The sequence below is a fragment of the Micromonospora pisi genome, from assembly GCF_003633685.1.
Lineage (GTDB): Bacteria > Actinomycetota > Actinomycetes > Mycobacteriales > Micromonosporaceae > Micromonospora_G > Micromonospora_G pisi.
Genome location: NZ_RBKT01000001.1, coordinates 2806894 through 2829930, shown reverse-complemented (window position 1 = coordinate 2829930; position 23037 = coordinate 2806894). Strand labels below are relative to the sequence as shown.

The following is a 23037-nucleotide window of genomic DNA, read 5'->3' as shown; positions in this document are numbered from 1 at the left end:
GGCTCGACGAGGCCGTTACTCGGACTCGACGGAGACCTTCTGCTCGGCGTCGACCGACACCTTCTTCGGTTTGGCGCTCCGCTCGTCGGTGGTGGGTTTGGCGCTCCGCTCGTCGGTGGTCGGCTTCGCGCTGAGCTTCCCGCTGTCGCCGGTACTGGTGATCTTGGTGGCGGTCGCCTCCCGGCCCCCCTCACCCGGAACCGCGGCGACGGTCGGCTCGCCGTTCACGTCGCTGGTGATCGCGTCCGCGTTGACCGGCGCCTCCGCCGGTGCGGTCGGACTGGGCCGGGCCGCAGGGCGCTCGACGGCGCTGTCGGCCGCTCGCTGTACGTCGGCGCCGGCCTCCGCCACCAGTTGTTCCGCGTGCTCGGCAGAGCGCTGGGTGCCGGTCAGTCGCTCCTGCTCGCCGGCCAACTGCTGGTGGGCCTCGGCCAGGCGGCGCTGGATGCTGTCCGCCTCCTGGCGGGAGGCGACCGTCTCCTGCCGCAGGTCGGCGAGTTGTTGCTGGGCCTTGGCGATCTCCTGCATCACCTCGGCCAGTTGCTGCCGACCGGCGGCGGCCTCCTGCTGGGTGGTGGCCAGATGCTGCTGGGTGGTGGCGAGGTGCTGCTGTGCGGTGGCGGTGTACTCCTCGAACTGGCGCCGGGCAGCGGCCGCCTGCTCCTCGGCCTCCCGCCGCGCGGTGGCGAGGTGCTCCTCGGCCTGCTGCTGCACCTGCACGGCGTGCTCGTCGGCGACGCGCCGGATCTCGGCGGCTTCCCGCTCCAACTCCGCCCGCTGCGTCGCGTGCTGCTGCTCGATGCTGGTCCGCCACTGCGCGAACTCCTGCTCCGAGGCGGCACGCCGGGCGTTCAGCTCCTGCTCCGCGGTGCTCCAGCGGGCGGCGATCTCGTCGTCGATGGTGGCCCGCTTCTGTTCGATCTCGTGGTCCACGCTGGCCCGCCAGCCGTCCAGCTCCCGCTGCGTCTGGGCGCGGACCTGTTCCACGTACGCGTCAGCGTCCACCCGGGACCGTCGGACGATCTCCGCGGTCTCCTCGGTGACCCGCTCCGCCGCCTGCTGGGCCTTGGCGTGGGCGGCCTCGCCGGCCTCGCGCAGCCGGGCGCCCTCCTGCCGTCCCTTGGCCAGTGCCGTCTCGCCGGCCTCGCGGAGCTGCGCGGCCTGCCGCTGGGCCTCGGCGAGGGTCGCCTCGCCGTCCTGCCGGGCCTTGGTGGTCATCGCCTCGCACTGGTGCCGCGCCTTGGCCAGGGCCGCTTCGCTGTCCTGTTTCGCCTTGGCCAGGGCGGCTTCGCTGTCCTGCTTGGCCTTGGCGAGCGTGGCCTGGGCGATGTCGCGCAGCCGGGTCGCCTCCTGGCGGGCCTGGGACAGCGAGGTCTCGCCGTCCTGGCGGGCCTTGGCCAGGGTCGCTTCGCTGTCCTGCTTGGCCTTGGCAAGCGCGGCCTTGGCGGCATCGCGCAGCCGGGTCGCCTCCTGCTGGGCCCTGGCGAGGGTCGCCTCGCTCTCCTTGCGGGCCTTGGTCAGGGTGGCCTCGCTCTCCTGCCGGGCCTTGGCGAGCGCGGCCTCGCTGTCCTGCTTGCCCTTGGCTCGGGTCGCCTCGCTCTCCTTACGGGCCTTGGCCAGGGTGGCTTCGCTCTCCTGCCGCGCCTTGGCCAGGGCCGCCTCGCCGGCCTGGCGCAGCATCGCGCCCTCCCGGTGCCCCTGCTCGTGCGCGGCCTTGCCGGCCTCCCGGAGGCGGGTGGCCTCCTGGGTCGCGGCGGCCACCTCCGCGTCGGCCTTGGACTTGCGGTTCGCGGCGGTCTGTTCCTCCTCGCGGCGGCGGGCGGCGAGGGCGAGTTCGAAGTCGCGTAGGGCGGTGGCCGCGTGATCGCGGGCCTCGGTGAGGATGCGGTCGGCCTCCGTACGCTGTGCCTCGGCGACCCGCATGGCGTCCGACTGGACGATCTTGGCTTGTTCCTCGGCCAGGGCCAGCATCTGCCCGACGACGGGGCCGAGGTGCCGTAGCGACATCGGGTCGACCGTGCCGGACTGGCGCCGGACCTCGGCGAGCTCTCGTTGTAGCTGCTCGACCTGGCCGGCGAGCTTGTGGATCTGGGTGAACGCCTGTTCGCGTTCGGCGGCGAGCGTGGTGATCTCGTTCTCCGCCCGAACGACGTACCGGTCCACCTGCCGTTTGTCATAGCCCCTCAGGGCCGACTCGAAGCTGGGCTCCGTAGCCACTTCCCCGCCAAGAGCAAACAGTTCCTCGCCGTGCGACATGTCACCATCCTCACATGCGCTGTGTCGTCTCGCGGCGATACGGTCCGGCCCGATGGGATGAAGGTAACTACTTCCTTATTGTACCGTCTGCCCGATTCGGTAGGGTGGGTCGTTCTTGCCCGCCAGCGCGCGGCTGAACCCGGACAGGCCGCAGGGCCGTACCGGTCATGTCCGGTACGGCCCCACGTACTCTCCTGCCCCGCTCGGCGGCTCCGTCCCGAGGAACGGGACGGAGCCGGCCCGACAATCCGTCCGACCAGTCCGGCGACCGCCGGATGAACCAGGTCAGCTCGCCGTGTCCGCGGTCTTCCGCTCCTCGGCGTCGTCCTGCTTGACCTCCGCCTTCGGCGGCGCGGTCGGCACGATCCCGGCCAGGCCGGACAGCATCTGCCCGAGCTGGGAGGTGACCGCGTCCTTCTGCCGGGTCAGGTCCTCGACCTCGCGGCGAGCCGCCTGCGTGGTCAGGTCCGCCTCGGTACGCGCCTCGTTGAGCAGCCGGTTCGACTCGGCCCGCGCCTCGTTCAGGGTCTTGTCGGCCAGCGCCTTCGCCTTCTCCACGGTCTCCTGCGCGCTGCGCTCGGACTCGATTCGCCGCGCCTCGGCGCGCTGCTCGATCTCCTTGGCCCGTTCCTGGGCCGCACGAGCCCGCTGTTCGGCCTCGCCGACCAGCTTCTGGGTCTGCGCCACCTGGGCGGCGTGCCGCTCCGACTCCTCGCGCTCGGACTTCTCCCGGCGCTCGGCCAGTTGGAGTTCCAACGCCTGCAGGTCCTTGTCCCGCTTGTCGCGGGCATCGGTGAGCAGCTTCGTCGCCTCGGCGCGCTTCTCCTCGGCCTCCCGAGCGGCCTTCGCGCGCTGCTGGGTGATCTCCCGCTCGGCGGTCGCCCGCAGGGTGGCGACCTCGCGCTCGACCGTGGACTTCAGCTCGGCCACCTCGTGCGCGGTGACCGTACGAAGCTGCTTGGTCTCCCGATCCGCGTCCGCACGCAGCGTGTCGGCCTCGCGACGGGCCTGCACCCGGACCTCGGCGGCTTCCCGCTCGGCGGTGGTACGGACGGCGCCCGCCTCCCGCTCGGCGGTCGCCTTCATCGCGGCAGCCTCAGCCCGCGCCTTGTCAGTGATCTCACGGGCCTCGAGCCGGGCGGCCGAGAGGATGCCCTCGGATTCGCGCTTGGCCTCGCTGCGGTGGTCGTTCGCCTGCTCCTCGGCGAGCCGGAGGATCTGCTCGACCCGAGTGCCGAGCCCCGAGAGGGTGGGCCGGCTGTTCTCTTCAAGCTGCTTGTTGGTGTCGGTGAGCTTCTGCTCGACCGAGGTGAGGCGCTGTTCGGCCTGGCGGAGCCGACGCTGGGCGTCGTTCATCCGCTGCTCGGCCTCGGCGCGTGCCTGCTCGGACTGGGCCAGCGCCGCGGTCAGCCGCCCGAGGTGGCCGTTGACCTGCTCCCGGTCGTAGCCACGAAGGGCGACCGTGAAGTCGGGCTGAGAGTTCGCGTTCTCGAAGAACGTAAGAGGGGAGGACTGCTGCTGGGGCATTGGGACATACTTGCAGACACACCGGGGGCCTTCGCAAGAGCTGACCGGCGTTATCACGCGCCGTTCACATGGTCAACGAGGGACGCCCGGCCTGGCGTACGCTGGCGTGATCTTGCCAGCTCCCGGGGTCGGCGACGGGTGTTCCGGCTGCCCGGCGGGGATCGACGAGACCAGGTGCCGTTCCTTTCCCGTCGTAGGTCCCAACGGACACCGACGTTTGCCTGAACGAGCGAATAGACCTCGATCGAACCGGTGGAAAGGCAATCAGTCGATCACCGGAATAGTTGTCACGTACCAGGTCACCGGTCGGCGGATCAGCGGCCGGCGAGCCGCGCCACGATCGGGGCCGCCGCCTCCAGGTTGCCGCCGAGGTGCAGGTAGTTGATGCCGTACCGCTCGCGCAGGGCGAGCAACTTCTCCACACACTCCTCGACCTCGCCGTGCAGCACCGACGGGGAGGCGGCGAGCGCGGCCGGGTCGGCGAGTGCGGCGTGGCTCGACGTGGAGCGGTGCTCGACCCCTCGGTGGTTCACCCGTACGTCGAACATCCGCAACTGGAACTCGAGCGCGCCCGGATCGCGGCCGGCGGCGAGCGCGGCGTCCCGGGCCCAGGCCACCTTCCGGTCCATCCGCTCCGGGCTCATCTCGGCGACGGCGGCGAGCGGGTCCACGTCCGGCGCGAGCCGTGGGTTGACCCCGACGATGTCGGCCGTGCGGCCGGCCAGTTCGAGCACCCGACGGCTGCCACCACCGACCAACAGGGGAGGCCGGGGCCGCTGCACCGGCTTGGGCAGGCCGTCGAGTTCGGTGAGCTGGTAGTGCTGGCCGGTGAAGGTCACCGGCTTGTCGCCGAAGAGGCCGGTGACCACCTCGATCGCCTCGGCCAGGCGGTCGACGCGTACCCCGGCCGGGTCGAACGGGAGCCCGGCCGCGTCGTGGTCGTCGCGTAGCCAGCCGGCGCCGAGCCCGACCTCCACCCGGCCACCGGAGAAGACGTCGAGGTTCGCCATCGACTTGTGCAGCAGCACCGGGTGCCGGAAGTCGTTGCAGAAGACCATGCCGAGCACCCGGAGCCGGGTGGTCGCCTCGGCCGCCACGGTCATCGCCACCAGCGGGTCCATCGCCCAGCCGCCGGTGAAGTGGTCGGAGACCGACACCGAGCTGAAGCCGAGCTGTTCGATCCGGCGGATCTCGTCGCGCCACTGCGGCACCGGCCGGTTCAGCGGCGGCATCGAGGCGGTGAAGCGGAACGGGAGCGGGGGCATCGCCAGACTGTAGGCGGACCGGTGCGACCTACGGCCGGTCTTCGCGGCGACGGTCGCGCCCAAGTCGGATTGTCGACAACCGGCTCAGGTCCGTCCCGGAGGTCCTTTCGGGTTCACGGTGGTGCGGCTTACCGTGACCCCCGGCTGGGATCCCTTCGCGCAGGAGGCCGCTATGACGGTGGTGTACTTCGATTCGCCCATGTCCGACGACGAGCGGCGGCGCAAGCTTTTCGGCGGAGACCTGTTCGTCTACTCGCCCACCCCGCACTCGATGGCACTGGTCGCCTTCGCCCGGGAGATGGCGGAGTCGGCGTTCGCGCCGCACTTCCCGCCGGACGCGCAACACCACCTCGCCGGACCCGACTACGTACGGGTGCTGGCCGACCTCAAACCGACCTTCATCAACCACCCGCGTAGCAAGGAACTGGTCCGGGGCATGCTCGCCGATCTCGGCGCCGACCTGGAGCAGACCTACTTCGACGTACCCCGGTTGCGGAGCATGACCAGCGAGTACCTCAACGCCGGCCTCACCCTCCAGTTCGAGTCCCACCGGGACACCTGGTTCTCCGCCCCGATGTCGCAGCTCAACTTCTGGATGCCGGTGTACGACGTCGAAGAGGCCAACGTGATGGCCTTCCATCCGCCGTACTTCGACGCCGGGGTGCGCAACAGTTCCCGCGACTACAACTACGCGCAGTGGGTGGCGCACGGGCGTACCGCCGCCGCGCAGCAGGTCGACATGGAGACGCGCAAGCAGCCGGAGGCCGAGGAACAGATCAACCGCGAGCCGGACATCCGGGTCATCACCCCGCCCGGCGGTGTGCTGCTCTTCTCCGGTGCACAACTGCACACCACCGTGCCGAACACCTCCGGCAGGACGCGCTTCTCCATCGACTTCCGGGCGGTGAACCGCCGTGACGTCGAGGTACGCGCGGGTGCGCGCAACGTCGACTCCGAGTGCACCGGCACCACCCTCGGCGACTTCCTGCGCGCGACCGACCTGGAGCCGCTGCCGGCCGACCTGATCCGCTCGTACGACACCGTGCCGGCCTGACCCGGCCCCACCGCAGCCCGCTGGCGGACCGGCCGGCTCCCCCCGACCGGTCCGCCAGCGGTGCCCCAGCACGTACGCGGTTCAGTGCCGTGCGTGGGTTCAGCGCCGTGCGCCGGTTCAGTGCTGGGCGGCGGGTTCCACCAGTTCGACCAGCACCCCGCCGGCGTCCTTCGGGTGCACGAAGTTGATCCGCGAGCCGGCGGTGCCGCGTCGCGGGGTGTCGAAGAGCAGGCGCATGCCCCGCTCGCGCAGGACGGCGCTGGCCACGTCCACGTCCACCACCGTGTACGCCACCTGCTGCACGCCCGGCCCGGACCGGTCGAGGAACTTCGCGATCGTCGACTCCGATGACAGCGGTGCGAGTAGCTGCAGGTGGCCGCCGTCGGGGGTCGGCCCGACCTGGAGCATCGCCTCGCGTACGCCCTGTTCGGCGTTGACTTCGGTGTGTACGCACCTCATGCCGAAGACCCGCTGGTAGAACTCGATCGCGGTGTCAAGGTCGGCGACCGCTACACCGACGTGGTCGATACGTCGGAGGCCGATGTCTGTGACGTAGTCCGCAGCGGTCTCGTCGGGGTGCTCTTCTGCCATGGCGCTAGTCTGGCCGAACAATCGTTAAGGTGCACGATCGGCCCACCCCTCGGAGGCGGAGAGTCATGGCTTCGGTGATCGTCAGCGGTGCGCGTACCCCGATGGGGCGGCTTCTGGGCAACCTCAAGGACCTGCCCGCCACCAAGCTCGGCGGGATCGCCATCCGGGGTGCCCTGGAGCGTTCCGGGGTGGCCCCGGAGCAGGTGCAGTACGTGATCATGGGGCAGGTGCTCCAGGCCGGGGCCGGTCAGATCCCCGCCCGCCAGGCCGCGGTCGAGGCCGGCATCCCGATGTCCGTACCGGCCCTGACGATCAACAAGGTCTGTCTCTCCGGGCTTGACGCGATCGCCCTCGCCGACCAGTTGATCCGGGCCGGTGAGTTCGACGTGGTGGTGGCCGGCGGCATGGAGTCGATGACCAACGCCCCGCACCTGCTCCTCAACCAGCGCGCCGGCTACAAGTACGGCGACGTGGTGGTCAAGGACCACATGGCGCTGGACGGGCTCACCGATCCCTGGGACTGCTGCGCGATGGGGGAGTCGACCGAGCGGCACGGGGCCCGGCACGGCATCACCCGGCAGGAGCAGGACGCCTTCGCGGCGGCCAGCCACCAGCGGGCCGCCGCCGCACAGAAGAACGGCATCTTCGCCGACGAGATCGTCCCGATCCACCTGCCGCAGCGCAAGGGTGACCCGCTGGTGATCAGCGCCGACGAGGGGATCCGCCCGGAGACGACGGTCGAGACGCTGGCCCGGCTGCGGCCCGCCTTCACCCCGGACGGCACGATCACCGCGGGCAGTTCCTCGCCGATCTCGGACGGCGCGGCGGCGGTCGTGGTGATGAGCAAGGCCAAGGCGATCGAGCTCGGGGTCACCTGGCTGGCCGAGATCGGCGCACACGGCAACGTGGCCGGCCCGGACAACTCGCTGCACTCGCAGCCGTCCAACGCGATCAACCAGGCGCTGCGCAAGGCCGGTCTCGGCATCGCCGACCTGGACCTTGTCGAGATCAACGAGGCGTTCGCGGCGGTCGGCATCAAGTCCACCCGTGACCTGGGGATCAGTGACGAGATCGTCAACGTCAACGGCGGCGCGATCGCCCTCGGTCACCCGATCGGCATGTCCGGCGCGCGGCTGGTCCTGACGCTCGCGTTGGAGCTGCGTCGGCGGGGCGGCGGCACCGGCGCGGCGGCGCTCTGCGGCGGCGGTGGCCAGGGCGACGCGTTGATCATTCACGTACCGAGCGGTGCCGGCGAGCGAAAGTGACGGTGCGACGCGGTCGCGACGTACCGCTGCTGGTCGCCCGGGCACGCGACGGTGATGCCCGGGCGGTGGCGCGTCTGATCACCCTGGTCGAGTCCGGCGACGAACTGCTGCCGCAGGTGGCCGCGGCACTCGCGCCGTACACCGGGCGGGCCCAGGTGATCGGGCTGACCGGCGCGCCCGGGGTGGGCAAGTCGACCACCACCAACGAGCTGGTCCGGTCCCTGCGGGCCGAGGGCCGCCGGGTCGGGGTGCTCGCCGTCGACCCGTCGAGTCCGTTCACCGGCGGGGCGATCCTCGGCGACCGGGTACGGATGCAGGAGCACGCCACCGACCCGGGTGTCTTCATCCGGTCCATGTCCAGCCGGGGGCACCTCGGCGGACTGGCCGCGGCGACGCCCCAGGCGGTACGGGTGCTGGAGGGGGCCGGCTGCGACGTGGTGCTGGTCGAGACGGTCGGCGTCGGACAGGCCGAGGTCGAGGTCGCCTCGCTCGCGGACACCACGCTGGTGCTGCTCGCGCCCGGCATGGGCGACGCGATCCAGGCGGTCAAGGCGGGCATCCTGGAGATCGCCGACGTCTTTGTCATCAACAAGGCCGACCGGGACGGCGCCGACGCCACGGTCCGCGACATCCAGGGGATGATCGCCCTCGGCGAGCGTGGCCCCGGGCAGTGGCGTCCGCAGGTGGTCCGCGCGGTCGCGGCCCGCCCCGAGGGGATCGACGACATCCTCGGCGCGGTCGAACGGCACCGGGCCTGGCTGGTCGAGCACGACGAACTGCGGCGTCGCCGCGAGGCGCGGGCCGCCGCCGAGGTGGAGGCGATCGCGCTCGGTGTGTTGCGGGCCCGGATCGGCTCGTTGCACGCCGGCACCGGACTCGCCACCCTCGCCGCCAAGGTCGCCGACGGTTCGCTGGATCCGTACGCCGCCGCCGGTGACCTGCTCGCGGAGCTGGACCAGCGCGCCGCCGGCTGAGGTGGAGGCGGCGGCACCCGCGACGCCGAACCGCCCTGTTGGACGGTGCCGCCGAACTCGTCCGGTCCGGGCCGTCGGCGTCCGCGTCGGGGCGCCGGCACCGGGGCGGGCGGCGCCGACCGGCGCCTGAGGACGGTCCCGGACCTGCCAGGACAGCTCCGTCCCAGGTGGACACTGTCCGTCAGGTGACTCCGTGCCCGGGGACTGGCGAGTAGGCTCCCTGATCGCGCAGGGCGCCGGGTCGGCGCCGAGACCAGGGGAGAAGCAAGCATGAGCGAGGTTGTGCAGAACACCACGGGCGACGCCGGGACCGCAGCGGAGGCCACTGCGGCGCCGCGCGGCACCACCGCGATCTCCGAGGAGGTCGTGGAGAAGATCGCCGGTACGGCGGCCCGCGAGGTGCCGGGCGTCGCCGATCTCGGTGGGGACGTGTCCCGGTTCTTCAACAGCGTGCTGGACCGGGTCGGGCTGGACGAGGTGGGGGACGCCGGACGCGGCGTCTCGGTGGAGGTGAAGGGCACCGCCGCCGTCATCAACATCGTCATCGTGATCGAGGCTGGCCAGGTCGTGGGCGAGGTGACCGAGGCGGTACGGGTCAAGGTGATCGAGGCGGTCGAGAAGTACGGCCTCCAGGTGACCGAGGTGAACGTGAACGTCGACGACATCGAACTGCCGGCGCCGGCAGCCGGAGCCTGAGCCGGTACGCCGGTAGGTCGGCCAGTTACCTAATTGCCATTGTTCTGGGACCTTTCGCCCCCGGATCTCCGCCGATCCGGTGGCGGAAGGTCCTGACCGGCATGCTGGCTTAGCGATCGTTCAGGAACGCCCTCTATGCTCGACCTGCAGTCGAGGACTCGAGGAGGAGCACTCCGGATGAACGCCGACGAGATCGATGCCGGCCGGGCCCGTTGGCAGGCCCGGTATGACACGGCCCGCAAACGCGACGCCGACTTCACCACCCTGTCCGGCATGCCCGTCGAACCGGTCTACGGACCGCCAGCCGGCACCGACCACCCCGGCTTCGAGCGGATCGGCTGGCCGGGCGAGTACCCGTACACCCGGGGTCTCTATCCGACCGGCTACCGGGGCCGGACCTGGACCATCCGGCAGTTCGCCGGCTTCGGCAACGCCCAGCAGACCAACGAGCGCTACAAGATGATCCTCGGCGCCGGCGGTGGCGGCCTCTCCGTCGCCTTCGACATGCCGACCCTGATGGGACGCGACTCCGACGACGCCCAGTCGCTCGGCGAGGTCGGGCACTGCGGGGTCGCCGTCGACTCGGCCGTCGACATGGAGAACCTCTTCGACGGCATCGACCTGGCCGGCACCACCACCTCGATGACCATCTCGGGCCCGGCCGTCCCGGTCTTCTGCATGTACCTGGTCGCCGCCGAGCGGCAGGGCGCCGACCTGTCCAAGCTGGACGGCACCCTGCAGACCGACATCTTCAAGGAGTACATCGCGCAGAAGGAGTGGCTCTTCGCCCCCGAGCCGCACCTGCGTCTGATCGGCGACCTGATGGCGTACTGCGCGCAGGAGATCCCGCGCTACAAGCCGCTGTCGGTCTCCGGCTACCACATCCGGGAGGCCGGCTCGACCGCCGCGCAGGAGTTGGCGTACACCCTCGCGGACGGCTTCGGCTATGTCGAACTCGGACTCTCCCGGGGACTCGACGTGAACGTCTTCGCCCCCGGTCTCAGCTTCTTCTTCGACGCCCACCTCGACTTCTTCGAGGAGATCGCCAAGTTCCGGGCGGCCCGCAGGATCTGGGCCCGGTGGCTGCGCGAGGTCTACGGCGCCACCGACGAACGGGCGCTCTGGCTGCGCTTCCACACCCAGACCGCCGGCGTCTCGCTGACCGCACAGCAGCCGGTCAACAACGTCGTACGGACCGCGGTGGAGGCGCTCGCGGCGGTGCTCGGCGGCACCAACTCGCTGCACACGAACGCCCTCGACGAGACGCTGGCGTTGCCGACCGACTCCTCGGCCGAGATCGCCCTCCGTACCCAGCAGGTGCTGATGGAGGAGATCGGTGTCACCAACGTCGCCGACCCGCTCGGCGGCTCCTGGTACGTCGAGGCGCTCACCGACCGGATCGAGGCCGAGGCGGAGGAGATCTTCGCCCGGATCCGTCAACTCGGTGGCGACGGGCCGCACACCATCGGCCCGATGACCTCCGGCATCCTGCGCGGGATCGAGGACGGCTGGTTCACCGGCCAGATCGCCGAGGCGGCGTTCAGCTACCAGCAGGCGTTGGAGAAGGGCGACAAGAAGATCGTCGGAGTGAACGTGCACACCGGCACGGTCGCCAAGGAGCTGGAGATCCTGCGCATCTCGCACGAGGTGGAGCTGGAACAGCGTCGGGTCCTCGCCGAACGCAAGGACGCCCGGGACTCCGCCCGGGTCGAGGCGGCCCTGGCCCGGATGGTGGCGGTCTCCCGGACCGAGGAGAACATGATCCCGGCGATGCTCGACGCGGTACGCGCCGAGGCCACCCTCGGTGAGATCTGCGACGCCCTCCGCGCCGAGTGGGGCATCTACCGCGAGCCCGCCCGCTTCTGACCCCGGGTAAGGAAGGGCCCCTTCTTATCGTTTTCGGTAGCGGAAGGGGCCCTTCCTAACCTCGCGGTGGCTGCGGGGGCAGGGGTCGTACGTGCTCGCCCTCTGCGGGCTGGTGTTGATGGTCACCGTCGACGGGTGGCGGCGGGCCGAGGACGGCCGGGCTCTACGTCGGCAGGGCCCGCCCGCCCGCCTACGCGGGTGGTCGGGGCAGCGCGGCGCGGTGGTCGTACCTGCCGGTGCTGACCAGTGCCGCGATGGTCGGACTGGTCGCCGCCAGGGTGGCCTGGTGGCTGGCCGGCGACCATCTGCCGATCTTCGTCGAGCGGCAGTTCCCGCTCACGCCACCTCGCTGGCCGGATCTATTCCCGATTTTTGTGCCATGGGCGCTGGCCGGGGTGATGTTCGCGGCCGTGGCGGCGGGTCTGGGTTGGGCGTCGCGCGTGCGAGACTAGACAACCATGAGCGACCCACGGATCACCTCGTCGATCTTCACTCGCGGCGCGGTAGACCTCGGCGCGCTGCGCAGCGCCGCCCAGCCGACCGCCCGACCCGCCGGAACGCCTCCGGCCAGCCCTTCCACACCCGCTGCCGCGCCGTCCGGCGCCGTCGCCGGAGGTGGCGTCGCCGGAGGTGGCGTCGCGGTCATCGACGTCACCGAGGCGACGTTCCAGTCGGAGGTGCTGGAACGCTCTCTGACCACACCGGTCGTGATCGACTTCTGGGCCGAGTGGTGCGAGCCGTGCAAGCAGCTCTCGCCGGTGCTGGAGCGGTTGGCCGAAGAGGGCGGCGGCGCCTGGGTGCTCGCCAAGATCGACGTGGACAGCAACCCCCGGATCGCCCAGATGTTCCGGGTGCAGGGCATCCCGATGGTCTACGCGGTGATCGGCGGTCAGCCGGTCGACGCCTTCTCCGGGGTTGTGCCCGAGTCGCAGCTGCGACAGTGGATCGACGCCGTACTCAAGGCCGGCGGAGCGGCAGTGGCCACCGCGGAGGATCCCCGGCTGGGTGAGGCCGACGAGGCACTCATCACCGGTGACCTGGACGCCGCCGAGCAGGCGTACAAGAAGATCCTGTCGGATGCCCCGGCGGACGCCGCCGCCGAGGCGGGCCTGGCGCACGTCGCGCTGGCCCGGCGGGTGACCGGAGTCGACCCGACGGCCGCCCTCGCCGCCGCAGCCGAGAAGCCCGACGACGTGGCGGCCAACCTGCTGGCCGCCGACATCGAGGTGCTCAGCGGGCAGGCCGAGCAGGCGTACGCGCGGCTCGTCGGCCTGGTCCGGCGCAGTTCGGGCGATGACCGGGAGGGAATCCGGCGGCACCTGCTCTCCCTGTTCACCGTGGCCGGTCCGGACGACCCGGCGGTGGCCGGGGCCCGTCGGGCGCTCGCCAGCGCGCTGTTCTGACCAGCGCCCGGCTGGCCGGGCGGCCAGGCGGTGGCGCAACGGATGACCATGGAGCGTGAAAAGTCGGCTGAGGCAAGTGCGAAATGCCTGACCCTGGGCGTGGGGAAAGTGTGATCACATGGGTTCGGAAGGCCTGACCAGGTGAGTACGAGCAGCACACCGGTCAGCCCTGCGGTCGGCAACGAGGACGGGAGCCCATGATGCGCCGGATCGCCGTCCTCGACGCACCCTCGAATCTGGGCCTGCGCCCACCCACCGCCACATCGGTGCCCGGATGTGCGAAGGCCCCGGGGGCGCTGCGCGACCAGGACCTGATCGCCCGGCTCGGCGCCCGGGACGCGGGCTGCCTCACCCCGTCGCGGTACGACCCCGGCGACTGGCGCCCCGGCGACGGGGTTGCCCACGCCGGGGCGATCGCGGCGTACTCGCGGGCGCTGGCCGAGCGGATCGGCGCCATCATCGACCGGGGCGAATTCCCGGTCGTGCTCGGCGGCGACTGCTCGATCGTGCTCGGTTCCGCACTGGCCATGCACCGCCTCGGCGAGGCGGTGGGTGGCCGGATCGGTCTGGTCTACGTCGACGGCCACTCCGACTTCCGGCACCCCGGCAACGCGTCGTACGTCGGCGCCGCGGCTGGGGAAGGTTTGGCGCTGGTGACCGGGCGGGGACAGCCCGACCTCGCCTCGATCGAGGGGCGCCGACCGTACTTCCGCGACGTCGACGTGGTGGTGCTCGGGGTCCGGGCCCAGGACGAGTACCGGCTCGATCTCCAGGCGGCCGGCATCGTGACCCGCCCGGTGCCGATGCTCCGCGCGGAGGGGGCGGCCCGGACTGCCCAGTGGGCGCACGACCAGCTCGCCGACTGCGCCGGTTACTGGGTGCACGTGGACGTGGACGTGCTCGACCCGGCGGTGATGCCCGCGGTTGACGCGCCCGACCCCGGTGGCATCGCCTTCCCGGAGCTGGAGCTGCTCCTCGCCGGGCTGGTCGACACCCCGCACTGCCTCGGCGTCGAGATCACCGTCTTCGACCCCGACTACGACCCGGAGGGCACGTACGCGGCCGAGATCGTCGGCACCCTGGCGGCCGGACTGGCCCCGGTCACGACCCCGGAGACCCCGCCGGCCCGGCTGCTGCCGACCCAGCCCTCCGCCACCGGTCGCGGGCTGCGGTCCGTACGCGAACCAGCAGCCGTTCCGGCGTCCGCCACGTCGGCTCCCGCCGGCACCTCCACACGACCCGGGGCGACCAGCGCGTTCGGCCCGGTCAGCGCATTCGGCGCCGAGGTGGCGAACGTTGGTGCCGATCGTGCGTCGGCCCGTGCCGGCAAGGCGTCGAACGCACCCCGGCGTGGACTGTCGTCGGTCGCCGGGATGGGTGTGGAGGCGATCCCGGTCGAGCCGGTACCCGCGCCGGTCCCGGTTCCCACCCCTGCCCCGGTCTCCGGTCCGACGGAGTTCGGACCGGCGCCGGGCGACGAGGACCTTCCGACCACCGAAGCGGCCGCCTCCCCACCGGCCCCCGGCCGGGAACCGGAGGACCCGGCGGAGGGCCGCGGCGCCACCGCTTCGGCGCCGTTGCCACGTACGCCGGAGCCGGTCGGACCGCCGCCGTCCGCCGGTCCGGGGCGCCTTCGGCGTACCCCGGCGGTGGAACCGGCCGCCGGCACCGCCGCGACCGAGGTCGACGCCCCGGGCACGGCGGCCGAACCCGCCTGACCGACGGCGCCGCCGGCATGGCGGCGACCGACGATCAGGGCCCTGCGTACGGTGACGTCAGCGGGCGGCGAGGTTACGTAGGAACCGCTCGGCGATCGGGACCGCGGTCTCACCGCTGCCGCCGCCGTTCTCCACGAAGACCGCGAACGCCACGTCGCCCTGCCAGCCGACGAACCAGGCGTGGGTGTGCGCCGGGTTGTCGTCGTACTCCGCGGTTCCGGTCTTGCCCTGCACCGGTCCGCCCGGAACGGTCTTGAGCGCGGTCGCGCTGCCGACGGTGACCACCTCGCGCATCATCGTCCGCAACGGCTCCACGGACGTGGTCTTGAGGGGCGGGCCGGCCGGCGCGGGTGCGGCCGGAGCGGGGTCCAGGACGAGTTTCGGCTGCTGCCACTGGCCCTTCGCGACGGCGGCGGTGGCGGCGGCCATGGCGATCGGGCTGACCAGGGTGGTGCCCTGGCCGAAGGCGGCGGCGGCCCGTTCGGCCGGCGAGCCGCCGGTCGAGACCTTGCCGGTGAACGCCTCGACGCCCAGCTCCCACTTGGCTTCGAGGCCGAGGCTGCGGCCCGCGTCGGCCAACCCGGTGTCACCGAGCTTCGGCGCCAACGCGGCGAACGCGGTGTTGCAGGACTTCGCGAAGTCCGTACGGAACGGCACGTTGCCCAGCTCGAAGTCGTTCGAGTTCTTGAACGACCGTCCGTCGACGGTGAAGGTCTTCGGACACGAGACCGGGGCGTCCAGGCTGACCGCACCCCCGTCGAGCAGGCCCAGGGTGCTGACCATCTTGAAGGTCGAGCCGGGCGGCACCTGTGCGGTCAGGGCCAGGTTCTCCGCCCCACCGCCGGGACCGTTCGCGGTGGCGAGCACCGAGCCGTCGCTGATCCGGATCGCCACCATCGCGGTCCGGTGCGGGTCCGGTGCGAGGGCGGCGTCGGCGGCGTTCTGGGTCTTGACGTCGATGGTCGTCCGCAGCGGCGCTCCCGGGGTCGGCTCGGTACGGAACAGTTCGGTGTCGGTCGGCTCGATCTTGCCGTCGGCGTTCCTCCGGCTGATCACCACGGTGTTCGCCGGGGTGCCCCGGAGCTGCTTCTCGTACTGCCCCTGGAGGCCGCCGTGGCCGACCAGGTCGCTCTCGACGTAGACGCCGGGGTTGGCGTCGAGGTCGTCCTTCTGCACCGGGTCGACCGAGCCGAGCAGGGCGCGGGCGAACTCCCGGGTCGGGGCGAGTTCACGCTGCTCCTCCCGGAACTTCGTGCCCGGCAGGTCGTAGATGCGCGGTTTGATCTGCTGGTACGCCTCCTTCCGGAGACTGACCACCTCGACAAAGGCATCCGGCTTCGCCTGTTTCATCCGATCCGGCAGGTCACCGAGCTCGATCGGTGGGCTGATGGCCGGCCGGATCGCCTTGAACGCCGCCTCCAGCTGCTTGACCAGGGCGGGTACGTCGGTGACCTCGCTCGGCTGAACGCCGACCACGACGATCGGCCGGGTCGTGACGATCGGTGCCCCGGCGCCGTCGAGGATCGCCCCACGGGTGGCACTGACCCGCCGTACGGTCAGTTGATCTCCCTCGGTCAGCTGCTCGTGGGCGATCCGCGGCTCCCAGATGATCCGCCAGCGGTCCTCGGTGTCACGCTTGAGCCGCACCGTCGTGGGGTACGCCCAGTGGGTGCCACCAGGCAGCGTCCAGTCCACCGTCAGTTTCGCCGTCGCGGCGTCCCCGCCGACCGACGCCTCGCCTTCGCGGCGTACCGCCGGTGCCGGCAGGTCGCCACGGAGGAAGGCGATCTCCTCGACCACCTTGGGCCCGGTGATCTGCTGTCCCTGCCCGTCGACGAACCGGACCTGGTCGAGCTTCCCCTCCTGCCACCCCCGGAGGAATTCGTCCACCGCCTGTTCCGCCGGGGCCTCCCGGGAGCATCCGGTCAGCAGCGTGGCCACCAGACCGAGTCCGGTGAACGCGGCGAGCATCGGCCGCCGCAGGCGGCGCCGTCGGCTCAGGTTGTCGTTGCGGTGGTGTTCGTGTGGGCGCATGCGCTGGCGACCACCTTTCAGTCGTTCATCCCCGATTCGACCCCTGACGGTAGTACGGGCGTCGAGGCTGGTCGCGCCTGCGAGCCCGGTTCGTGACCAGTCGAGATCCAGGTGTGATGACGCGCTGAGTAGGGGTACTCAGGAGCACCCGTGTTCCGTACCCACAAGGGGTGAAAGGGCGAAGTCGCGATCCATACGTCCGGCTGTCGGTCCGCCGATCAAGGAGAGAACCGACAGAGGCATACTGGGCGGATTGAGCACCCACAACGCGGTGGGTCGAGGGGAGTGGCACCGATGGACCGGCGTCCGGCGATAAAGTTTCCGGAGTCCGATCTCCGGCAGGCAGAGACCAGCCGGGACGACGGCTTTGACCCGGTGATCGACGACGACGGGCACGGCCCTCGCCTCGACAGCGGCGTGACGGGTGCCAGCGTCGACACCCTCTATGATCTGGGCCTGCCCGCGGACGCGTTGGCCGACGACGTCGAGGACGCTGATCTCGACGAGCCGGTCCCGAACGCGGAACGGTTGGTCGCCCAGGCGGTCGCGCTGGCCGGCGACGACCACGACGCGGCGACCCTGGTGGACCGGTTCTGGCGGTTCGCTCCGGACGAGGAACTGATCGGCTTCACCGCCGCCGAGATGCTCTCCGCCGCCCAGGCCCACCGTGACCTGGCCCAGCAGCGGGTGCCGGGCGAGCTGAAGCTCAGGATCCACGAGCCGGCCCCGGAACAGCAGCACACGGTGATCGAGATCGTCACCGACGACATGCCCTTCCTGGTCGACTCGGTGACCGCGCTGCTCACCGCGCAGCACCTCGACCTGCACATGCTGGTGCACCCGCTGGTCGTGGTGCGCCGTGAACCGCTCGGTCGGCTGACCGAGGTCGCCGCCGACGTCGAGCCGGACGACGCGATCGACGGCGACGTGGTCGAGAGCTGGATGCGGATCGAAATCGACCCGGTGCGGGACGCGGCCGAACGCGAGAAGCTCCGTGGCGAGTTGCAGCGGGTGCTGACCGACGTACGCGAAGCGGTCGAGGACTGGCCGAAGATGCGTCAGCGGGCCCTGGCGCTCGCCGACGAGCTGGCCGCCGCCCGTACGTCGGAGAACCGACCGCCGGTGCCGGAGAAGGACATCACCGACTCGGTGGAGCTGCTGCGCTGGCTCGCCCACGAGCACTTCACCTTCCTCGGCTACCGGGAGTACCGGCTGGTCGACGCGGAGGGTGCCGGGGTCGGCACGGACACCGGTGTGGGCCCGGACGGCAGCGGCGCGGAGCAGGCGCTGGAGGCGGTGCTCGGCACCGGCCTGGGCATCCTGCGGCAGGATTCGACCTCGCCCCGGGTGCTCGCCTCGATGACGCCGGAGGCGCACGACAAGGTGCTGGAGAAGCGCCTTCTGATCATCACGAAGGCCAACTCCCGCGCCACCGTGCACCGGTCGGCGTACCTCGACTACATCGGTTTCAAGATCTTCAACGAGGCGGGCGAGGTGGTCGGCGAGCGCCGCTTCCTGGGCCTCTTCTCCACGTCGGCGTACCGGACCAGCGTGCGGGAACTGCCGGTGGTCCGACGCAAGGTCGCCGAGGTGCTGGAGCGCTCCGGCCTGAGCCCGCGCAGCCACTCCGGCAAGGACCTGCTCCAGATCCTGGAGACGTACCCGCGCGACGAACTGTTCCAGATCAAGACCGACGACCTGTACCACGCGGTGATCGGCGTACTGCGCATGGCGGGCCGCCGCCAACTGCGGCTCTTCCTGCGCCGGGACGGCTACGGCCGGTTCATCTCCTGCCTGATCTACCTGCCCCGGGACCGGTTCACCACCCAGAACCGGTTGCGGATGCAGGAGATCCTGCTCCGTGAGCTGAACGGGATCGGCGTCGACTACACCACCCGGGTCACCGAGTCGATGCTCGCCCGGGTGCACTTCATCGTCCGGACCGACCCGACCAACCCGCCCGGCGCGGTGGACGCGGACCTGCTCGCCGAGCGGCTCGCCGACGCCACCCGGCTCTGGGACGACGACTACCGCCTCGTCCTGGAACGCAAACTCGGCGACGAGCAGGCCAAGCGCCTCTTCCGCCGGTACACCGACGCCTTCCCCGAGGGCTACAAGGACGACCACACGCCGTACGAGGCGATGAAGGACCTGGCCAAGCTGGAGCTGCTGGAAGAGCCGGGCCAGCTCGAGATGCACATGTTCCGCAAGCAGCGCTCGCCCCGTCCCGGCGCCGCCGGCCTGCCCACCGACGACGAGGTGGAGGTCCGGTTCAAGGTCTACCGGTACGGCGAGCCGATGGTGCTCTCCGCCGTGCTGCCGGTCCTGCACTCGCTCGGGGTCAGCGTCGTCGACGAGCACCCGTACGAGGTGGAACGCGTCGACGGCCGGATCTACCTGTACGACTTCGGCCTCCAGTTGCAGGACGGGGCGCGGGAACTGGCCGAGGTGCGTCCGCACGTGGAGAACGCCTTCTCCGCCACCTGGCGGGGCGAGGCCGAGGTGGACGGCTTCAACGAGCTGGTCCTACGCGGCGGTCTCACCTGGCGGCAGGTGGTGGTGCTGCGGGCGTACGCGAAGTACCTGCGCCAGGCCGGCACGGTCTTCTCCCAGGAGTACATGGAGTCGACCTTCATCGCCTACCCGGAGATAGCCTCACTGCTGGTACGACTCTTCGAGGTCCGCTTCTCGCCCACGTCGCAACTCGACGCCAGCCAGCGGGAGTTGCAGAGCAAGCAACTGGTGACCAGCATCGGCGAGGCACTGGACGAGGTGACCAGCCTCGACCAGGACCGGATCCTGCGGTCGTACCTGACGCTGATCCAGGCCACCCTGCGGACCAGCTTCTACCAGCGCGCCACCGACGGGCGACCGAAGTCGTACGTGGCCTTCAAGCTGGACCCGCAGGCGATCCCGGAACTGCCGGCACCCCGCCCGAAGTACGAGATCTTCGTCTACTCACCCCGGTTCGAGGGCGTACACCTGCGGTTCGGGCCGGTGGCCCGGGGCGGGCTGCGCTGGTCCGACCGGCGCGAGGACTTCCGTACCGAGGTGCTGGGCCTGGTCAAGGCGCAGATGGTGAAGAACGCGGTGATCGTGCCGGTCGGCGCCAAGGGCGGCTTCGTACTCAAGCAGAAGCCGGGCGACCGGGACGAGGCGGTGATCTGCTACAAGGAGTTCATCTCGGCCCTGCTCGACGTGACCGACAACCTCTCCGCCGGGCAGATCGTGCCGCCGCGCGAAGTGGTCCGACACGACGGCGACGACCCGTACCTGGTGGTCGCGGCGGACAAGGGAACCGCGACCTTCTCCGACATCGCCAACGAGATCTCCGTGTCGCACGGCTTCTGGCTGGCCGACGCGTTCGCCTCCGGTGGTTCCGCCGGCTACGACCACAAGAAGATGGGCATCACCGCCCGGGGCGCCTGGGAGTCGGTGAAGCGGCACTTCCGCGACATGGGCATCGACACCCAGACCCAGGACTTCACCGTGGTCGGCGTCGGCGACATGTCCGGTGACGTCTTCGGTAACGGGATGCTCCTCTCCGAGCACATCAAACTGGTGGCCGCGTTCGACCACCGGCACATCATCCTGGACCCGGACCCGGACCCGGCGGCCTCGTTCGCCGAACGGCGGCGCCTGTTCGACCTGCCCCGCTCGTCGTGGGAGGACTACGACGCCAACCTGATCTCCGAGGGCGGCGGCATCTTCCCGCGTACGTCGAAGACCATCCCGATCACGCCGCAGGTCCGGGCGGTGCTCGGCCTCGACGGCGGGGTGGACGCCATGTCACCGCAGGAGCTGATGAAGGCGATCCTCACCGCACCGGTCGACCTCTTCTGGAACGGCGGCATCGGTACGTACGTCAAGGGCAGTGCCGAGTCGAACAGCGAGGTCGGGGACAAGTCCAACGACGCCATCCGGGTCGACGGCAAGGCGCTGCGCGCCAAGGTCGTCGGTGAGGGCGGCAACCTGGGCTTCACCCAACTCGGCCGGATCGAGTACGCGCTCGCCGGTGGGCGGATGTACACCGACTTCATCGACAACGCCGCCGGGGTGGACACCTCCGACCACGAGGTCAACATCAAGATCCTGCTCGGGGCGGCGGTCGCGGACGGCGAAATGACCGTGCCGGAGCGCGACGAACTCCTCGCCGAGATGACCGAGGAAATCGCCGAGCACGTGCTTCGGGACAACTACGACCAGGCCCGCGCGATCGGCAACGCGCAGGCCCAGGCCGCCTCGCTGCTGCCGGTGCACCGCCGGATGATCAGTGACCTGGAGAAGTCCGGCGCCCTCAACCGTGCGCTGGAGGCGTTGCCGCCGGACGAGGAGCTGGCGGTACGCACCGAGAACGGGCTGACCGCACCCGAGTTCGCGGTGCTGCTCGCGTACGTCAAGATCGTCCTGGAGCGGGAGATCCTCGCTGACAAGCTGCCCGACGAGCCGTGGACCGCCGACGTGCTCGCCGGCTACTTCCCGACGCCGCTGCGCCAGCGGTTCGCCAACCGGATGGCCGACCACCGGCTGCACCGCGACATCGTTACCACGGTGCTGGTCAACGAGGCGATCAACCGGGGCGGGATCTCGTTCATCTACCGGGTGGTCGAGGAAACCGCGGCCACCGCGGCCGACGTGATCCGGGCGTACGTGGTGGTCCGCGACGTGTTCGGGCTGCGTGAGATCTGGGACGCGGTCGAGGCGCTCGACAACAAGGTGCCGACCGAGGTGCAGACCGGCGTCTACCTCGACACCCGGCGCCTGCTCGACCGGGCCGTACGGTGGCTGGTCACCAACCGGCGCTCGCCGATCGACGTACCCACCGAGATCGCCCGGCTCCGCGACGGCGTCTCCCGGCTCCTGCCGGAACTGGGACACCTCTTCTGCGGCAGCGAACGGCAGGCGCTCGCCGCCCACGTCGACCTGCTCGTCGCCCGCGGCCTGCCGCAGGACCTGGCCGAACAGGCGACCCGGCTGATGTACAGCTTCGGCCTGCTCGACGTGGTCGAAACGGCGGCCGTCACCGGACGCGACGTGGGCGAGGTGGCCTCGGTCTACTTCGTCCTCTCCGACCGGTTCCGGGTTGACTCGCTGCTGTCGAAGATCTCGTTGCTGCCACGGGAGGACCGCTGGCAGACCCTGGCCCGGATGGCACTCCGCTACGACCTGTACGCGGCCCTCGCCGCCCTCACCGCCGAGGTGCTCCAGTCGACCTCCGACTCGGTGCCGGCGGAGCAACGCGTACGGGAGTGGGAAGAGTCGAACGAGACCTCGATCAACCGCGCTCAGAAGGCGATGGGCGAGTTCGACGAGTCCCGTTCCGACCTGGCCGCCCTCTCCGTACTGCTGCGCCAGATCCGTACCCTCGTCCGCACCTCCGGCGCCAGCAGCTAGCCGTAAGGAAGGGCCCCTTGTTATCGCTTTTTGTATAACAAGGGGCCCTTCCTAACGCGCCTTCAGGAGGCCCCACTCTTCGCGCTCACCGCAGCCCCGTTGACGTTTGCCCGCCACTCGTGCCGGGTGTCTCCGGTGCGAGGTTTTTTGGCTTGATCGACTTGGTTCGGGGCGTGGTCGGCGGAATGTTGGCGGGGGTGGGGTCGTTATACATCGCGTACGACCGGAGCAGCGCCGAGGTGTCCCCCGCCTCATAGGGCCTGTGGCCTCGTACTTCTTCCCGAGTGACGCACCTGTTTTCCCCCTTTTCTTGTGTGCGCTTCGGTACCCCCGATTGGAAGGTGAACCATCGTGAAGACGACTTTCACCGCTGTTACCGAAGCTTCGTTCGTTCGTAAGACCGCTCTTGGTATCGCTGGCCTCGCCTTTGTTGGTGGCGCCGTCGCCGGTCCCGCGTCGCACGCGTTCGCGTCCCCGGCCGTGCACACCGCCCCGGCGATGACCACGGTTGCCGCTGTGACCAGTGACAAGCCGGCCATGGACAAGCTGGTGCCGCACGGCACCCAGGGTTCCCAGTCGGAGATCAGCCTGTCGAAGGAGCAGACCGACAACGCCAAGGCCATTACTGATGTGGCCAAGAAGCTCGGCATGGGTGAGCGAGGTGCCGTGATCGCGGTCGCCACCTCCATGCAGGAGTCGAAGTTGGAGAACCTGGGTCATCTGGGTGACATGAACGACCACGACTCCCTGGGTTTGTTCCAGCAGCGTCCGAGTAGTGGTTGGGGTACTCCGGAGCAGATCACGGACCCGACCTATGCGGCGACGGCGTTCCTGAGCAACCTGAAGCAGGTTGATGGTTGGCAGGATCTGCCGCTGACGGTGGCGGCGCAGAAGGTTCAGGTGTCGGCGTTCCCGGACGCGTACGCGCAGTGGGAGAACCAGGCCGCCCACATCGTCCAGGACGTCTGGACCAAGTAAGCAGAACGGCCGCTGG

At 70.5% G+C, this 23037-nt stretch carries 14 protein-coding genes and 1 pseudogene; 9 read left to right on the top strand and 6 right to left on the bottom strand.

The genetic code is table 11. The features are described from left to right. Positions 1-15: 15 nt before the first annotated feature. The 3 genes from BDK92_RS11560 to BDK92_RS11550 all read right to left on the bottom strand — a co-directional run bounded on the left by BDK92_RS11560 (position 16) and on the right by BDK92_RS11550 (position 5048). Entirely contained in the window at positions 16-2256 is a 2241-nt protein-coding gene (locus BDK92_RS11560; protein ID WP_121156713.1) for a hypothetical protein, read from the bottom strand. 285 nt (positions 2257-2541) lie between these two features. Beyond that, complete coding sequence (locus BDK92_RS11555) at positions 2542-3783, bottom strand: coiled-coil domain-containing protein (RefSeq protein ID WP_121156712.1); 1242 nt, start codon at positions 3781-3783, stop codon at positions 2542-2544. A 314-nt stretch (positions 3784-4097) separates the two neighbouring features. Next, entirely contained in the window at positions 4098-5048 is a 951-nt protein-coding gene (locus BDK92_RS11550) for a TIGR03621 family F420-dependent LLM class oxidoreductase (protein WP_147456960.1), read from the bottom strand. A gap of 172 nt (positions 5049-5220) precedes the next feature. On the opposite strand from BDK92_RS11550, the gene BDK92_RS11545 reads away from it, so the two are divergent. Further along, the gene (locus BDK92_RS11545; RefSeq protein ID WP_121161994.1) at positions 5221-6102 is read left to right on the top strand and encodes a phytanoyl-CoA dioxygenase family protein; all 882 of its coding nucleotides are present in this window, start codon (positions 5221-5223) and stop codon (positions 6100-6102) included. 117 nt (positions 6103-6219) lie between these two features. Here the strand turns inward: BDK92_RS11545 and mce are convergent, their stop codons facing one another. Next, entirely contained in the window at positions 6220-6693 is a 474-nt protein-coding gene (gene mce / locus BDK92_RS11540; protein WP_121156710.1) for a methylmalonyl-CoA epimerase, read from the bottom strand. Positions 6694-6758: 65 nt separating this feature from the next. Here mce and BDK92_RS11535 point away from each other — a divergent pair, with 65 nt between their 5' ends. The 4 genes from BDK92_RS11535 to icmA all read left to right on the top strand — a co-directional run bounded on the left by BDK92_RS11535 (position 6759) and on the right by icmA (position 11494). Continuing rightward, on the top strand, positions 6759-7958 hold the full coding sequence (locus BDK92_RS11535; RefSeq protein WP_121156709.1) for an acetyl-CoA C-acetyltransferase: 1200 nt from the start codon (positions 6759-6761) through the stop codon (positions 7956-7958). Continuing rightward, the gene (meaB, locus tag BDK92_RS11530; protein WP_121156708.1) at positions 7955-8932 is read left to right on the top strand and encodes a methylmalonyl Co-A mutase-associated GTPase MeaB; all 978 of its coding nucleotides are present in this window, start codon (positions 7955-7957) and stop codon (positions 8930-8932) included. Before BDK92_RS11535 ends, meaB begins: the two co-directional genes overlap by 4 nt. A 270-nt stretch (positions 8933-9202) precedes the next feature. Then, the gene (locus tag BDK92_RS11525) at positions 9203-9628 is read left to right on the top strand and encodes an Asp23/Gls24 family envelope stress response protein (protein WP_121156707.1); all 426 of its coding nucleotides are present in this window, start codon (positions 9203-9205) and stop codon (positions 9626-9628) included. A gap of 177 nt (positions 9629-9805) precedes the next feature. Further along, positions 9806-11494 (top strand): coenzyme B12-dependent isobutyryl-CoA mutase large subunit, encoded by a 1689-nt coding sequence (gene icmA / locus BDK92_RS11520; protein ID WP_121156706.1) that lies wholly within the window; start codon positions 9806-9808, stop codon positions 11492-11494. 190 nt (positions 11495-11684) lie between these two features. Here the strand turns inward: icmA and BDK92_RS38940 are convergent, their stop codons facing one another. After that, positions 11685-11834 carry a hypothetical protein gene (locus BDK92_RS38940; RefSeq protein ID WP_170208551.1) on the bottom strand — a complete coding sequence of 50 codons (150 nt, stop codon included), beginning with the start codon at positions 11832-11834 and terminating at the stop codon, positions 11685-11687. Positions 11835-11952: 118 nt separating this feature from the next. On the opposite strand from BDK92_RS38940, the gene BDK92_RS11510 reads away from it, so the two are divergent. Next, positions 11953-12897 (top strand): tetratricopeptide repeat protein, encoded by a 945-nt coding sequence (locus BDK92_RS11510; RefSeq protein WP_121156704.1) that lies wholly within the window; start codon positions 11953-11955, stop codon positions 12895-12897. Between the two features lie 197 nt (positions 12898-13094). Further along, a pseudogene (locus BDK92_RS40240) lies at positions 13095-14010 on the top strand (arginase family protein); the annotation flags it as partial. Between the two features lie 662 nt (positions 14011-14672). Here BDK92_RS40240 and BDK92_RS11500 read toward each other — a convergent pair. Beyond that, entirely contained in the window at positions 14673-16649 is a 1977-nt protein-coding gene (locus BDK92_RS11500) for a penicillin-binding transpeptidase domain-containing protein (protein WP_425462225.1), read from the bottom strand. Positions 16650-16943: 294 nt separating this feature from the next. Here BDK92_RS11500 and BDK92_RS11495 point away from each other — a divergent pair, with 294 nt between their 5' ends. Both BDK92_RS11495 and BDK92_RS11490 read left to right on the top strand, forming a co-directional pair. Further along, positions 16944-22043, top strand: coding sequence for an NAD-glutamate dehydrogenase (locus BDK92_RS11495; RefSeq protein ID WP_121156703.1), 5100 nt, complete (start codon positions 16944-16946; stop codon positions 22041-22043). Positions 22044-22394: 351 nt separating this feature from the next. Beyond that, positions 22395-23021 carry a hypothetical protein gene (locus BDK92_RS11490; RefSeq protein WP_121156702.1) on the top strand — a complete coding sequence of 209 codons (627 nt, stop codon included), beginning with the start codon at positions 22395-22397 and terminating at the stop codon, positions 23019-23021. Positions 23022-23037: the final 16 nt, after the last annotated feature.